Raw genomic sequence first — 15,975 nt, forward strand, 5'->3', positions numbered from 1 at the left:
CGGTTATGAGCAAGTAGCGAAGCGGATTGCGAATATCCGCTTGACTAAGCAACAGATACAGGTTGCCTGTTTTTACAATTGTGTACTTCAAAAATTAGCAGCCTAGTACAACGATTTCTAAATAACTACCATATAGGACTTGTCTTTTTTCACAATTGTGCAATTTAAAAAGCCTCGGCGTAGCCCGCTACGCCTGTATTTTTGAAATCACGCACTTGCAAAAATTTCCTGTCTTAGATTTTAGAAAATGCATCCGTCGTAGTGTTTCAGCATATTCTGATCCGGACGCTCTAACAGGCTTGTGCACACGAAGTCTTTCATCGGTTCTACGAATGGGAAGGTATCGCGTGTTGCCCATGATGGAACAGTCCATGCCGGCGGATTGTTGATAAACGCATTTGTCCATGCGGAGTTGTTCTCAAACCAGAGTTCGCATACACGATCCCAGCGATGGAAGAAAATGTTGTCTTCACTTACATCTACGAATTCCGGAGTGCCATCACCTTCCGGCAGCGGAATCGGAGAATACTGTTTGTCATATGCTTTGTGTGAGAAGAAACGAAGCAGTCCCGGCAGTTTGCATGCTTCCGGTGCAAAATGATTTAAGAACCAGTCTTCGCCTTCTTCACGGGAAACACCCTTCGGATAAGACATCATGTATACAAAACGGATAAATGTCTTGCCTGCATGATTCATGGTCTGACCGAAGAAATCCTCTGTCGGTTCAGCCGGGATGTTTGCGATTGCAACGGTCATGGCATTTTCAACCGGTTCCGGTGTCATACCGAGCAGTCCGCGCAGGCTTCTTCTGCCTTCTACGTCAAGTCCGAGATTTTCATGGACACGATAGTTGAAGAATCCCATGGTTTCCATGCCTTTTGCCGGTGGCATTACACGGTACATAACGTAGCGTGTTAGCCATGGTTCCTGTGCCATTACTTCCGGGCAATGGTGGTGTACGAACCAGCGCTCCATGGCCGGAATGTTGTCGATGTCGTTAATGTGGTGGATGATCAGTGTTTTGTTCATTACTGCCATTGTAAATACCTCCATAAATTTGAATAAATATGTGTTGCCTGATCTGCAAAAACCTATTTATAGCAGACATACGCATAAATGAAAATGGATGGTCTGATATAAAATGATTTCTTGCGGAACATGTTTATGTTTGATAAAATTATTGTAAACCTTACCCTAAGGGCAGAGTCAAGGAAAAAGGAAATGTATACAAGATAAAATGGGCAGGTACGATTGTAAGTTTATAAGAGGCTTATGTATATAAGAAAGAATTTTGAGAGCACATAAATAAAAAGTATGGAGGCGCACATGGACGGGTATATGACAATTGGGGAAGTGGCAAGAGTGAAGCAGGTTTCTATTAAGGCTCTGCGCTATTATGAAAAAATAGGAATCCTGAAACCGGCATACTGCGACCCGGATACGGGATACCGTTATTACAAAAATGAGCAGATGCTGGCTGTGGATATGATTAAGTTTTTGCAGATTCTGGATATTCCGCTGAAAAACTGGAATCAGTATGTGGAGCCGACAGGAGAGTTTGACCTGAAAGGGTTACTTCGGGATGGTCAGATTCGTGCTTATGAAAAAATCGGTGAATTGCAGAGCTGTCTGAAACGTTTGCAGCTGGCAGAACGGGGCATTCAGGATACGGAAAAATACCGGGATTGTGAAGGATTTTACAGGAGAGAGATTCCGGAGCGGAATATTTTAAGAAGAGAAATGAAGGAAGGACTGTCTTCGGTAGAATTTCATAAAAAGCTGAGTGAACTGTTTGAGTTGGCGCAGAAGCATCAGCTGTCGGCAAATTATCCTTCCGGGATGATGGCAGATGTGGAAGATGGACAGGTGACGTATTTTGTATACGTGGAAGTGTTTGAAAACTGCGAGGAGCTGCCGGAGTATAAGTGCATGCCGGCAGGAATTTATGAATGTTTGCGCTGTCCGCCGAAAAGTATTATGAAGGCGGACGAGTTATATCCGGAATATTTTGCGAGTCATGCAAAGTTTACGATCGTGGAATCGGATTGCATCACGTCGCCGGTTTATTTTCAGGAGTATCCGGTGGAGTTACAATTTAAACAAATTAAAAAAGTTTCCTGTAATGATTGTGAAAAGCAATAAGCAGGGGGACTTTCTTATATCAGGAGGTTATAGTTGACTAATTTGTAAAAAAGCAAGTACAATAAATATACTGATTTAAAATATTGTCTCTGATTCATGCATTTATTTTAAAAAGTAAAATATTTGGTGAAAAAGACGCAATAGGAAAGCAGAAAGCAAAGCGATCGTGAATGATTGCTTTATGGTACGCAGGCAGAGCAACGAGTTGGTTATGAAAAATGTGTCTATGATCTGGCTGCAAAATAAAATAAGAAAACTCTGACGGCAAGGAAGATCCGAGCGGGAATAGTTGTTCCATATCGTAAAATTATAAAGTATAATGTTTTGGCTGAAATTCAACTTGAGCTGAATGTACATGAAGTTTTGCATTCAATTTTGGATAATGGCAGTGAAGTTTGGCATATATTTCAGTGGAACATGTATTTTTATTCAGGTTAGTTGTTTGAATCAGATAGATGTGAGACCTGAGAGGACTGGATTTACAGAACCATTTTTCCGACGAATTGCCGGGAAGATGGTTCTTTTTGATTTGTGAAATATATAACTAAGAAAACATAAATTGTGGTAGGATGCGGAAAATTTTAGTCGAGTATACGTGAAATATTGCAGTTGTGTAAGGGAATATCAGGAGGAAAGTATGTTAAAGGTAGCAATTTACGGAAAGGGCGGTATCGGAAAGTCCACAGTGACTTCCAACTTGGCAGCCGCTTTTGCAAATATGGGAAAACGTGTCATTCAGATCGGTTGTGATCCGAAAGCAGATTCTACGATCAATTTACTTGGGGGAGAGCCGCTTCGCCCGGTAATGAATTACATGAGAGAAGAGGATGAGGAGCCGGATGAGCTGGCGCAGATTTCAAAGGAAGGTTACGGCGGGATTCTTTGTATCGAGACTGGCGGACCGACGCCGGGACTTGGCTGTGCAGGTCGTGGAATCATTGCGACATTCCAGCTTTTAGAAGATATGGAACTGTTTGAACATTACAAGCCGGATGTGGTTTTGTATGATGTGTTGGGTGACGTGGTCTGTGGCGGTTTCGCAGCACCGATCCGCGAGGGTTATGCAGAGAAAGTTCTGATCGTTACTTCCGGAGAAAAAATGGCGCTGTACGCAGCAAATAATATTTCCAGTGCGGTACGCAACTTTGAGGATCGCAGTTATGCCCGTGTATTTGGTATCGTGCTGAACCATCGAAATGTGGAAAATGAGACGGAAAAGGTGCAGGCATTTTCAGAAAAAATCGGTGTGCCGATCGTGGGCGAAGTGCCGCGAAGCGATGAAATTATCCGATGGGAAGATCAGGGAAAAACAGTGATCGAGGGTGATCCGGATTCCGAGATCAGCAAATGTTTCTTTGATCTGGCGGAATTATTATTAAAGGAAGAGGAAAACGCATAAGGCAGCAGGCATTCTGAAAGACAGAGTGGACTGATTTATGGAAAGAAGAGGAAAATATATGAGACAGGAAGCATATTTTTGTACGGTGGAAGAACTGAATCGTCTTGGAAAAGAGAACATTCCGCAGCAGTTCATTTCCCATACGCATTTGATCTACAGTTCTCCGGCGACGCTGGCTTTTAACTCGCCGGGAGCGGAGGGCTTTGGTGTCAAGCGTGCGGGACTGGCGGTTCCGGGTTCCATTATGCTGATCGTGGCACCGGGATGCTGCGGGCGAAATACATCAGTTTTGAGTTCTATGCGGGCTTATCACGATCGTTTTTATTATCTGCTGATGGATGAAACGGATATTGTAACTGGTCGCCATTTGAAAAAAATTCCGAAAGCGGTGGCAGAAATCTGTGAGGGATTGGAGAAAAAGCCATCCGTTGTGATGATCTGTATCACCTGCGTGGATGCGCTACTTGGAACGGATATGGAGCGTGTCTGTCGCAAGGCGGAGGAAGCAGCGGGACTTCCGGTAAAACCGTGTTATATGTATGCGCTGACAAGAGAGGGACGCAAGCCGCCGATGGTGCACGTGCGTCAGTCGATTTATTCCCTGCTTGAGCCGAAGAAGAAAAAAGGAAATGTGGTGAATCTGTTGGGATTTTTCTCCCCGCTGGTGGATGACTGTGAGCTGTATGATCTACTTCATGGCGCGGGGGTAAAGACGATTCATGAGATTTCCAGATGTAAGGATTATGAAGAATATCAGACCATGTCAGAGGCGAACTTTAACTTAGTGCTTTACCCGGAAGCAAGGTTTGCAGCAGAGGATTTTCATGATCGGTTGAAAATTCCATATATTGAGTTGCGCAGATTATATCAGGTTGATAAGATTGCCAGTCAGTATCGTGCCTTTGGCGCTGCTCTTGGTATCACATTTGATGATGAGGAACCGCGGAAAGCAGCAGAAGCTGCGGTGGCAAAATTTAAAGAACTTCATCCGGATGCATCCTTTGCAGTGGGTGAGTGGATGAACGGAGATCCATTTGAACTGGCGCTGGCACTGGTACGTTATGGTTTCCATGTGCCGGAGATTTACGGAACGTTATCCGGTGAAAATTTTGTCTATATGAAACAGCTGGCGGCATTGAGCCCGGAAACGAAAGTATTTTCCAATCTGGAACCGACGATGCTGTATTACGATGGAACAGATTCCGAAGTAAATCTCACCATTGGAAAAGATGCCGGTTATTATCATAAAAGCTGTCCAAACGTGCTCTGGAACGGGGAGCGGCAGCCATACGGTTATGCCGGTGTCCGCAGACTGTTTGAGGCACTGGCGGAGGTATAGAGCAATGAGAGGACTGAGAAAATATCTGACACCTTTTGCACCGGATCAGTCCGGCGCGGTGTCTGTGTTATATGAATTTGGCGGAATTATCGTAATCTGTGATGCCGGCGGCTGTACCGGAAATATCTGTGGATTCGATGAGCCGCGCTGGTTTGAGAGCAAAAGTGCACTGTTCAGCGCAGGGCTTCGCGATATGGATGCGATTCTTGGCAGAGATGACCGTCTGGTGGCAAAACTTGCGGATGCGGTGACAAAGCTGGATGCAAAATTTGCGGCGATCATTGGAACGCCGGTTCCGGCTGTCATCGGAACGGATTATCATGCGTTAAAGCGTATGACGGAGAAAAAAGTGGATCTGCCGATTTTGACGGTGGACACTGATGGTATGGAACTGTATGACAAAGGCAGCGCAAAAGCATGGCTGGAGCTGTTTCGTGTGTTTGCCGGGGAAAAAGAAGAAATGGTTCCGGGAAATATCGGAATCCTTGGCATGACACCGCAGGATATCAGTGATCTGCGTGCGGCAGACCGCATCCGGGAGCGTTTTGCGGCAGAAGGAAAAAATGCTATTTGTTACGGTATGGGAAATGGATTGGATGATGTAAAAACCGTATCTAATGTGGAAAAACATATCGTGGTGGCACCGGCGGCGTTAGAAGCAGCAAAATATCTGGAGAGAACTTTCGGAACACCGTATGAGATCGGTTATCCGTTGGTGGATGAACTGGTTTCTGATATGGATTACAGCGGGAAAAAGGTGCTGGTTGTGCAGCAGCAGGTAATCGGAAATACAATCCGGGAAGAAATTTTGAAAAAAGCGCCGGATGCGCAGGTGACGGTGGCAAGCTGGTTTATGATGAAGCCCGAACTTCGGCAGGATGGAGATCTGCATTTGCGGGATGAGGATGATTATATCGAGCTGGTGGAAAATGGCGATTTTGATGTGATCTATGCGGATCATTGTATGGAGCGGATGACGCCGAAGTTTGAGGGGATATTCGTGGATACGGTGCATTTTGCAGTGTCTGGTCGACTGGCGTAACGGGAGCTTGTGCCCCATGCACAATTAATATGGTTGTACACATGCATTCGGACACGAACAATTTTCTGCACGGCATTAATGTAATGCCAAGTGTATATGAATATTTCAAGTCAAACAGGAGAAGAAAGTAGAAATGAGTGAAATAACACGGCGAATCCGAGTTTACGGTATCGTTCAGGGGGTTGGTTTTCGACCAACGGTGAGCCGCCATGCGACATCAAACGGGATTCGTGGAAATGTCTGTAATAAAGGACCGTATGTGGAAATTTATGCGCAGGGTTCCGCTGATCAGGTAGATGGATTTCTGAAAGATTTAGAGGAACGTCCACCGAAACGAGCGGCGATTTTAAAAATAAATACAGAGGATATTTCGGCAGAGGATGCACCGCAGTTTGATGCTTTTGACATTATCGAGAGTGAAAAGACAAAAGGCGAGATTTTTGTTTCTCCAGATATTGCCATCTGTGATGAGTGTAAGGAAGAAATGTACAATCCGAAAGATCGGCGGTATTTGCATCCGTTTATCAACTGTACCTGCTGCGGACCGCGGTTGACAATTCTGGATTCGCTGCCGTACGATCGGGAACGTACCAGCATGAAGGAGTTTCCGATGTGCCCGGATTGTGCGAAAGAATATTATGATCCGGAGACGCGGCGTTACGATGCGCAGCCGGTGTGCTGCAATGAGTGTGGTCCGGAGGTGTATCTGATCGGCAGAGCCGAGCGTGGCAGGGAGGCTATTACATATACGCGACAGGTGATTCACGATGGTGGAATCGTGGCAATCAAGGGAATCGGTGGTTTTCATTTGTGCTGTGATGCAACAAATGAGGAAGCGGTCAGTCGTTTGCGTATGTTAAAACGTCGTCCGGCGAAACCTTTTGCGATTATGGCAAAAGATGAAACTGTGGTAAAGCGGGAATGTATTGTGACACCAGAGCAGGAAGCGATTCTGACCGGGCATCAGAAGCCGATCATGCTGCTGGACAGACGCCCAGATGTGCAAATGACAGGAGAAAAACAACTGGAGTTGGGAAATGCGAATCCTGTTATAGATATAGAAGCGGGTAGTAAAACAGGTTCGTTAGAAAATCAACTACAGTTGGATAAAGAACTAAAACTGGAAAATGCATCTGAGACACGACTTGCTCCGTCTGTGGCACCGGGAAATCCGAAAGTTGGTGTGATGCTTCCTTATGCACCGGTTCAGTTATTGATTTTTCAGTATGATGATGAAATCAAAATGCCGGATTTACTGGTGATGACAAGCGGAAATACTTCCGGTGCGCCGATCTGTCGGGATGATGAGGAAGCGGTCGCAGAGTTATCTCATTTGTGCGATGCCATTTTATCTCACAATCGAAAAATTCGGATTCGTGCCGACGACACAGTCATGGATTTTTATAAAAATGAACCGTATATGATTCGGCGTTCCCGAGGTTACGCACCGTTGCCGTTTATGACATCAGTGGACTGGAAAGGGCAGGTGCTTGCGGTTGGCGGTGAGTTGAAAAATACGTTTTGCATCGGTGTGGACAGTCGTTTTTATCCCTCTCCATATGTGGGAGATCTGGAAGATCTGCGGACGGTAAAAGCTTTGCAGGAGACGATTCACCGGTTTCAGACATTATTGGAAGTGGAGCCGCAGGTAGTCGTTTGTGATCTGCATCCGAAATACAATTCTACGGTTGCGGCAGAAAGTCTTGGCTATCCGATGCTTCAGGTGCAGCATCATTATGCACATATTTTATCCTGCATGACGGAAAATGACTGTCAGGAGCCGGTCATTGGAGTTTCCTTTGACGGAACCGGGTACGGAACGGATGGTACGATCTGGGGCGGAGAGATTTTGCTGGCGGATTATCAGGATTTTACGAGATTTGGCAGCATTACACCGTTTTTACAGATTGGTGGAGACGCTTCTGCAAAAGAGGGATGGCGTATCGCTGTTTCCATGATCTATGGATATACAAAAGACCGGGCGAAAGCATGGGAAATCATTGAAAAACTGGGGCTTTGCAGCGAACAGGAAAGCAAGGTGCAGTTTACAATGGCGGAACGAAAGATCAATGCAGTAATGTCAACCAGTGCAGGACGGGTTTTTGATGCGGTCAGCGCAATTTTGGGAATCCGACGGCAGTCGAGTTTTGAGGGCGAGGCATCTACGGCATTGCAGTTTGCGGCAGAGGCATTTGAGCAGAAAAACAGACTGGCAGAAAACGCAAAACAGAGCAGTGGATCGGATGTAATTGCAAAGTCAGCAGATGAAAATGATGCAGAGAATTTGTTTACAGATACAATAATCATAAATGCATTAAATACATTGCGGAAATATCTTGTAGAACAAAAAACAGGAGAAGAATCTGAGGCTGTATCTGAATCTGAAGTATCGTGTGTGTTGAATACGGAAGCACTGGTGCAGAAAATTGTAGAAGCAAAATTGCAAGGTGCAGACAGTGGAGCATTGGCTTATCTCTTTCATCAGATGTTGGCAGAACAAATTGTGGCAGCTTGTATAGAAGCACGAAAAAGTTCCGGTAGAAATAAGGTTGCTTTGAGTGGTGGTGTATTTCAGAACCGATTATTGCTGCATTTGACAGAAGAACGCTTGATGAAGGAAGGTTTTGAGGTGTTGCGCCATCGTATGATTCCGCCAAACGATGGTGGAATTGCCATCGGACAGGCAGCTTACGGAATGCATTGGTTACAAAAAGATATTTAACATTTATATATGCAATGACAAATAATTGCATTTTTAGGAGGAAAAATAAATGTGTGTAGGATTATCAGCAAAGGTAGTAAAAATCAGTAATGGAACGGCTGTCATTGACGCTGGCGGTGCAAAAAGAGAAGTTTCCTCTCAGCTTCTGGAAGATCTGGAGCCGGGAGATTACGTTATGGTTCATGCCGGTGTGGCAATCGCAAAGATCACCGATGAGGATGATAACGAAACAGACCAGCTCATGGAGGAATTTCTGTAATGGGGGAGACAAACAGCGAAAATAAAAAGAAAACTGCCCGTGAGATCATTGAAAATTACAATGGTCCGAAAGTGCGGATCATGGAAGTGTGTGGCACCCACACTCATGAAATTTTCCGTCTGGGTATCCGAAAATTGCTGCCGGAGCAGGTGGAATTGATCTCAGGACCGGGATGTCCGGTCTGTGTAACACCAGTCAGCTTTATTGATGAGGCGATTTATCTGGCACTGGAAAAAGGCGTGACGATCTGTACGTTTGGCGATCTGGTGCGCGTGCCGGGTACAAAGATGAGCCTTGCGGGAGCCAGAGAACAGGGCGCAAAAATCCACATTGTATATTCACCGGCAGATGCTGAAAAATATGCGAAGGAGCATCCGGAAGAGCAGGTAACATTTTTATCCGTTGGATTTGAGACAACGACACCGGCGGGGTGTCTGTCCGTAAAAGCGGCAAAAGAAGATGGTCTGGACAACTATTCTTTACTGGTTGCAAATAAGACCATGCCGCAGGCTTACGAGGCATTAAAGGGCAGCGCAGATGTATTTTTATATCCGGGACATGTCAATGCCATCACAGGAACACGTTTATGCGAAGCGCTGACCGAGGAAGGCGTCAGCGGTGTTGTGGCAGGATTTACCGCAAGGGAACTGATGACAGCGCTGGCGGTTTCACTGGTAAAATTCCAGGAAGGAAAGCCGTTTTTCGTAAACTGTTATCCGCGTGTGGTGACACAGGATGGAAGCAAAGAAGCGCAGGTTCTGGTAGATGAAATGATGGAAGCATGTGATTCCGAATGGCGTGGATTGGGCGTGATTCCGGCGTCTGGAATGAAGTTACGACCAGAGTGGCAGAATTTTGATGCCCGTATCAAATATCAGATGCCAAAAATCGAAGGAAAACCAAATCCTGCATGTCGCTGCGGAGACGTATTACAGGGAAAATGCAAACCATCCGACTGTAAAGTGTTCGGAAAAGGCTGTACACCGCAGCATCCGGTAGGAGCCTGCATGGTATCTGGCGAGGGAGCCTGCTCCGCATACTATCAATATTCTTGAAATTAAAATTATATAACAGATTTGTTGCTAAAGAGAGAAACACAGGCAAGACGGTAGGTTAATTTTCGCTGCAGGAGTGAGCATAGCCCGCCTGTGGGAGTGTGTTTGAACCCGCTGGTTTTGCGGGTGAGTTCGCGGGAACAGGCGGAGATAAGCGGCGCAACGGATGCAGAAAATTAGCCGTGTCTGCATGTGTTTCTCTCTTAGCATAAATCGTTCGTAAAGTAAATAGAAAGAAGGAAAAAATAATGGAAAATAAAACAGTCACAATGGCACATGGTGCCGGGGGAAAACAGACATCTGAACTGATCGATCAGGTGTTTAAAGCACATTTTGCAAACTCCGATCTGACCGCAGACGATGCGGCGGTATTGGTTCCGCCAGCAGGAAGAATGGCAGTATCCACAGACGGATTTATCGTGTCCCCGGCATTTTTCCCGGGTGGAAATATCGGAAAACTGTCCATCTGTGGAACCGTCAATGACCTTGCCTGCATGGGTGCAAAACCGCTGTATCTGACCTGCGCCTTTGTCATTGAGGAAGGCTTTCCGATGGAAAAACTGGAAGAGATTGCAGCAGCAATGGAAAAAACAGCAAAAGAAGCTGGCGTACATATCGTATCCGGAGACACAAAAGTAGCCGGAAAAGGTCAAGTGGACGGCGTCTTTATCATAACCACAGGAATGGGCGAGATTCAGGAAGGTGTAACTGTTGGCGGCGAGCTGGCAAAACCGGGAGATGCGATCATTGTAACCGGTGATATCGGACGTCATGGATGCACCATTTTATTAGAGAGAGAAGATTTTGGTATTGATGCGGATGTGACCAGTGACTGTGCACCGTTATGGGGAACTGTAAAAGCTGTAATGGACACTACACACAATCTGCATGTCATCCGCGATGCCACAAGAGGCGGTGTCGGAACCGTTTTATATGAAATTGCAGGACAGAGCAATGTGGGAATCCGTCTGAATGCAGCAGCTGTTCCGGTACAGCCGGAAGTAAAAGGAGTTTGCGGAATGCTTGGACTGGAGCCGTTATACCTTGCATGCGAGGGCAGACTTGTCATCATGGCACCGAAGGAAGAGGCAGATGCCATTGTGGAAACATTACGCAAATGCCCGTATTCCGCAGATGCAGCGATTATCGGAGAAGTTATTGCCGATGAGCCGGGCAGAGTCGTAATGGAGACAGAGATCGGTACACAGGCATTGTTGCCGCAGCCGGGCGGCGAGCTACTTCCAAGAATTTGCTAGAAAGTCATTTTGTGAATGCGCAATGAAGAGCAGAAGAAAACTGCAACGCAAGACGGTAGAGCAATTTCCGTTGCAGTTTTCTCTGCTTTCATGCGCTTCAAAAAATAAATTATCAGCCAGAAAAGGAGGAAACCAGACATGGACACCAGAGTGGCGGTTATTTCAATTATTGTAGAGCAGGAAGATGCCATCGAAGAATTAAATGCAATGCTTCACGAAGCGCGCCAGTACATTGTAGGCAGAATGGGCATCCCATATCGCCCGAAGGGCATCAGCATCATCAGTATTGCCATTGATGCGCCGCAAAATACCATCAGCGCACTTTCCGGAAAAATCGGGCGTTTAAAAGGAGTATCCGCGAAAACCGCGTACTCCAATGTCATCACTCCGGCAGAGGAAGGAGCAGAACAGTGATCAAGATAGCAGTATACGGAAAAGGCGGAATCGGAAAATCCACCACAGTTTCCAACGTGGCAACAGCACTGGCAGAACTGGGCTTGACGGTGATGCAGATCGGTTGCGATCCAAAAGCAGATTCCACGATTCAGCTTCGTCACGGGGAAGCAGTTCCTACCGTACTGGATTTATATAATGAGAAAAAACAGGCGTTGCAGCTGGAGGATATGATCCGCATTGGCTACAACGGTGTAATCTGCGTGGAAGCAGGTGGACCGACACCGGGACTTGGCTGCGCCGGTCGCGGCATTATCACGGCACTGGAAAAATTAAAAGAAACCGGGGCGTATGATGTATACAAGCCGGATGTCATTTTATATGATGTGCTTGGAGACGTAGTCTGTGGCGGATTTTCCATGCCGATGCGAAACGGTTACGCAGACAAGGTGTTTATCATTACTTCCGGAGAAAATATGGCGATTCACGCGGCGGCAAATATTGCCATGGCAGTAGATAATTTTAAAAACCGTGGTTATGCACAGCTTGGCGGAATTATTTTAAATCGCCGGGATGTTCCGCGAGAAGAAGAAAAAGTGGCAGAACTGGCAGACGATTTTCATACAAAGGTGATTGGAACGTTATCTCACAGCGAGCAGGTGGCATTGGCAGAAGAACAGGGGATGACATTGATGGAATGTTATCCGGAAAGTGCTATGGCAGAGGAATATCGTACGATTGCCAGAAAGATGTACATCTTATGTGGTGGCGTATTACAGGAGGAAACTTAGATGTTGCAGCGAGTAGGTGAAACAGTAGATCCAAAGGACGCTGTGGTAAAAATCAAAGACGCATCCTTTCCTGCACCATTTGCCTCAGAACTGGAGTACAATTCACCGGTTCATGGCAACTGGAACATCGTACATACGGGAATGCAGGTTCCAGAGGCAATTCAGATTTATGTCTGCGCGGACAACTGCATGCGAGGCGTTGTGCTGACAGCGGCGGAAATGAACGCGGCAGATCGTTTTTCTTTTGTCATTGTGGAAGAACAGCATGTTTTAAACGGCAATTTAGAGGACATCACGATTGAAGGTGTAACGGACGTGTTGAACAAGCGTGGAGATCATCCAAAAGCAGTTTTGTTGTTTACAGTATGTCTGCACCATTTTGTGGGAAGCAATCTGAATTATATTTATGACGAGCTGGAACGCCGTTTCCCGGATATTTGTTTTATCCGCTGTTACATGGATCCGATCATGCAAAAACATGGTCTGACGCCGGATCAGAAGCTGCGAAAAGCCATGTATGATCCGTTGCCGGAATGTGAGCCGGATGCAAAAACAGTATCGGTGTTTGGCAGTGATTTTGCATTGGATGAAAGCAGTGATATCAAGCGTTTATTGAGACGATATGGTTATACCGTGCGGGAACTTCCAACCTGTGAAACGTGGCAGGACCTGTTGGATATGAGCAAGGGAAGATTGTTTCTTGACATTTATCCGGCGGGAAAATATGGCATGGAGACGCAGGCGCGGCGGTTAGCACGGGAGCATCTGTATCTGCCGGGCAGTTTTGATTATGAAGAAATTGAGCAGCAGTTAAAGCAACTGACAGATGCATTGGGACTTCCAGAAGTGAGCAGGGAGGCACTGGATGTGGAACGTTCTGCCTGTGAGGAAGTTCTGGCAAAAGCGAAAGCGCTGATCAAAGATATGCCGATCACGCTGGATTATCTGTATCATCCGCGACCGCTGGGACTGGCAAAACTGCTTCTGACGCATGGATTTAACGTCAAAGCGGTGTATCTGGATGGCATCAGTCCGGAGGAAAAAGCAGCATTTGACTGGCTGCAGGAACATGTACCGGAACTGGAATTGATCGCAACGATTCAGGTGAAAATGCGCGTGCTGCCAAGAGGCGGCGAACAGGAAGTGCTTGCCATCGGACAGAAAGCGGCATATTTCAGTCGCAGCCGTCATTTTGTCAATCTGGTGCAGGGCGAAGGTCTGTATGGATTTGACAGTATCCGCAGAACCGCCGAACTGATGATGGAAGCATACCGCGAGGAAAAAGACACGGAAAAACTTGTAGTACAAAAGGGATGGGGGTGCGAGTGCTGCCTATGAGACAATCTTATCGAATCATACCAATTTATACGGCAGATGTGTCCGGCGTTTGTTCCGCATTGTACGAGCTGGGCGGAATGACAGTCATGCACGATCCTTCCGGATGTAATTCTACTTACAATACACACGATGAGATCCGCTGGTACGATCAGGACAGTCTGATCTTTATCTCAGGTCTTACGGAAATTGATGCGATCATGGGAAATGACCGGAAATTTATTGATGATATCGAACATGCCGCCAGAGAACTGCATCCGAAATTTATTGCACTTGCAGGTTCTCCGATTCCTTTTATGAATGGAACCGATTTTCCGGCGATCGCAAGAGTGATTGAGACAGAAACCGGGATTCCGACGTTTGCTGTGCCAACGAATGGTATGCACGATTATGTGTACGGCGCAGGTATTGCGCTGGAAGAAATCGCAAAACGGTTTACGGAAAAAACACAGAATTTGAATTCGCTGGAAAAGGAAAATAAATTTGGACGTAGTGTAAACTTGTTAGGTGTAACGCCGTTAGATTTTGGACCACAGAAAAACGTAGAACTCCTGAAAGAAAATCTGCACAAATATGGTTGGAATGTCTTTTCCACCTGGGCGATGGGCGATGCATTGGAAACCCTGCAAATGGCAGAAGCAGCGAATGTCAACTTGGTAGCGTCTGTGGTTGGACTGCGGGCAGCAAAAGTGCTCCAGGAAAAATTTGGAACACCGTATGTGATCGGAACACCAAATGAATGGCTGGCAGAGGATATTTCTAAAGCATTGGAACAAGTAGAGGAACAGGAAAGAAGTTCGATCATCGTATATCTGAACAATCGCATGCAGAAAGACGTCGAAATCACCCTGATCGGTGAGCCTGTCACCATGGGCTCTCTGGCAGCTGGCATTGAAAAAACATATGGACGTTCAACCCGTGTACTGTGTCCGTTAAAAGAATGCGAAGATTTAATCGGAGAAAAAGACGCTATTGTCCTTGGCGAAGAAGCCATGGAAGAAGCATTGAAAGATGCAAAAATTATCGTGGCAGATCCGTTATATAAACCAATCTGCCCAAAAGAATGTGAATTTTATGAATTGCCTCATGTAGCTTTTTCGGGTAGAATATTTGTATCTTAGGAATGAAAAGGATATAGTAATGACTGTAGATGAAAAATACATGAAACAAGCCATAAAACAGGCAAAAAAGGCATATGCCATCGATGAAGTACCCATTGGCTGCGTCATTGTAAATGATGCAGACGGCAAAATCATTGCCCGTGGTTACAACCGTCGAAACACAGACAAAAATACCTTATCCCATGCGGAATTAAATGCAATCCGCAAGGCGAGCAAAAAACTGGGAGACTGGCGGCTGGAAGGCTGTACAATGTATGTGACATTGGAACCATGTCAGATGTGTGCCGGGGCACTGGTACAGTCGCGGATCGACCGCGTGGTGATCGGAAGCATGAATCCGAAAGCAGGCTGTGCCGGATCGGTTCTGAACCTGCTTCAGATCGCAGGATTTAATCATCAGGTGGAAATTGTGCAGGGTGTCTGCCAGGAAGAATGTTCTTCTATGCTGAGCAGCTTTTTTAAAGAATTACGGAAAAAGAAAAAACAAAAGAAAAATACTCCTGAAACCATGTAGCGGCTTCAGGAGTATTTTTGAAAAATTGTCAAAAAGATTGAGTGAAAATTTGTATAAAAATCAGGAGATTGAGGTTCTTGAAAAAAGTATAAAAAACTATAAAGAAGTATAAAAAACTATAAAGAAGTATAAAAAGGTATAAAGAAAAATAAAAAGTATAAAAAGAAAAATGGATAGAGTGAATGAAGAAAAATCTGTTGACAGTTACCAACACCTGATGATATACTTAGAAACTGAGCAGCCGGGGTGGTAGCGGTACCTTGTACCATCAATCCGCTATAGTTGGGGTGATATCCCGTAGAGGGTTGTCAATTGTAGAGCTGCCTCTTATAAGCGACGTAGATTTTTGGGTCTCACGCAACAGGAACTTATGAACCGGGTCAGGTCAGGAATGGAGCAGCCCTAAGTAGGACCTCTTGTGTGCCGTGAGGGTGCCTGGGATGAGTTGGCTGTAAGAGTAACGTCTGGGATTGCAATTCGAAGCGGGATGCTCATAAAAAAGTCGTGTAGAACAGATAATGATTGTCTGTTGTACACGGCTTTTTTGTTTAAGAAAATTTTTTTATCTCAGTCTGAGTTGAGACTCCCACTTCTGCAAGTGGTGAGT

The 15,975-nt window shown here is 45.7% G+C and carries 14 protein-coding genes and 1 other RNA gene; 14 read left to right on the forward strand and 1 reads right to left on the reverse strand.

The features are described from left to right. Positions 1–240: 240 nt before the first annotated feature. On the reverse strand, positions 241–1,038 hold the full coding sequence (locus LG34_RS08985; RefSeq protein WP_022036366.1) for a hypothetical protein: 798 nt from the start codon (positions 1,036–1,038) through the stop codon (positions 241–243). Positions 1,039–1,326: 288 nt separating this feature from the next. Here LG34_RS08985 and LG34_RS08990 point away from each other — a divergent pair, with 288 nt between their 5' ends. The 14 genes from LG34_RS08990 to ffs all read left to right on the forward strand — a co-directional run bounded on the left by LG34_RS08990 (position 1,327) and on the right by ffs (position 15,863). Next, a complete protein-coding gene (locus LG34_RS08990) occupies positions 1,327–2,142 on the forward strand; it encodes a MerR family DNA-binding transcriptional regulator (protein WP_181369336.1) in 816 nt (271 codons plus the stop codon). 637 nt (positions 2,143–2,779) lie between these two features. Continuing rightward, entirely contained in the window at positions 2,780–3,541 is a 762-nt protein-coding gene (locus tag LG34_RS08995) for a P-loop NTPase (protein WP_109215784.1), read from the forward strand. Between the two features lie 58 nt (positions 3,542–3,599). Continuing rightward, the gene (locus tag LG34_RS09000) at positions 3,600–4,880 is read left to right on the forward strand and encodes a nitrogenase component 1 (RefSeq protein ID WP_109215785.1); all 1,281 of its coding nucleotides are present in this window, start codon (positions 3,600–3,602) and stop codon (positions 4,878–4,880) included. Between the two features lie 4 nt (positions 4,881–4,884). Then, positions 4,885–5,922 (forward strand): nitrogenase component 1, encoded by a 1,038-nt coding sequence (locus LG34_RS09005; RefSeq protein WP_109215786.1) that lies wholly within the window; start codon positions 4,885–4,887, stop codon positions 5,920–5,922. Between the two features lie 133 nt (positions 5,923–6,055). Then, positions 6,056–8,644, forward strand: a complete 2,589-nt coding sequence (locus LG34_RS09010) for a carbamoyltransferase HypF (protein ID WP_109215787.1) — start codon at positions 6,056–6,058, stop codon at positions 8,642–8,644. A 49-nt stretch (positions 8,645–8,693) separates the two neighbouring features. Further along, complete coding sequence (locus tag LG34_RS09015) at positions 8,694–8,903, forward strand: HypC/HybG/HupF family hydrogenase formation chaperone (protein ID WP_109215788.1); 210 nt, start codon at positions 8,694–8,696, stop codon at positions 8,901–8,903. Further along, positions 8,903–9,958, forward strand: coding sequence for a hydrogenase formation protein HypD (gene hypD, locus LG34_RS09020; protein WP_109215789.1), 1,056 nt, complete (start codon positions 8,903–8,905; stop codon positions 9,956–9,958). The genes LG34_RS09015 and hypD overlap by 1 nt, the downstream gene beginning before the upstream one ends. Before the next feature lie 248 nt (positions 9,959–10,206). Continuing rightward, the gene (gene hypE, locus LG34_RS09025) at positions 10,207–11,214 is read left to right on the forward strand and encodes a hydrogenase expression/formation protein HypE (protein WP_109215790.1); all 1,008 of its coding nucleotides are present in this window, start codon (positions 10,207–10,209) and stop codon (positions 11,212–11,214) included. A gap of 138 nt (positions 11,215–11,352) precedes the next feature. Continuing rightward, on the forward strand, positions 11,353–11,628 hold the full coding sequence (locus LG34_RS09030; protein WP_109215791.1) for a TM1266 family iron-only hydrogenase system putative regulator: 276 nt from the start codon (positions 11,353–11,355) through the stop codon (positions 11,626–11,628). Further along, entirely contained in the window at positions 11,625–12,398 is a 774-nt protein-coding gene (locus LG34_RS09035; RefSeq protein ID WP_109215792.1) for a nitrogenase iron protein NifH, read from the forward strand. Before LG34_RS09030 ends, LG34_RS09035 begins: the two co-directional genes overlap by 4 nt. Continuing rightward, entirely contained in the window at positions 12,399–13,736 is a 1,338-nt protein-coding gene (locus LG34_RS09040) for a nitrogenase component 1 (protein ID WP_109215793.1), read from the forward strand. Continuing rightward, positions 13,733–14,854: a nitrogenase component 1 gene (locus LG34_RS09045; protein ID WP_109215794.1), complete on the forward strand. Its 1,122-nt coding sequence runs from the start codon at positions 13,733–13,735 to the stop codon at positions 14,852–14,854. The genes LG34_RS09040 and LG34_RS09045 overlap by 4 nt, the downstream gene beginning before the upstream one ends. A gap of 19 nt (positions 14,855–14,873) precedes the next feature. Beyond that, positions 14,874–15,368, forward strand: coding sequence for a tRNA adenosine(34) deaminase TadA (tadA, locus tag LG34_RS09050; RefSeq protein WP_109215795.1), 495 nt, complete (start codon positions 14,874–14,876; stop codon positions 15,366–15,368). A 233-nt stretch (positions 15,369–15,601) separates the two neighbouring features. After that, positions 15,602–15,863, forward strand: an RNA gene (ffs, locus tag LG34_RS09055) — signal recognition particle sRNA large type. Positions 15,864–15,975: the final 112 nt, after the last annotated feature.

Source organism: Eubacterium ramulus (assembly GCF_003122485.1).
GTDB classification, from domain to species: domain Bacteria; phylum Bacillota; class Clostridia; order Lachnospirales; family Lachnospiraceae; genus Eubacterium_I; species Eubacterium_I ramulus_A.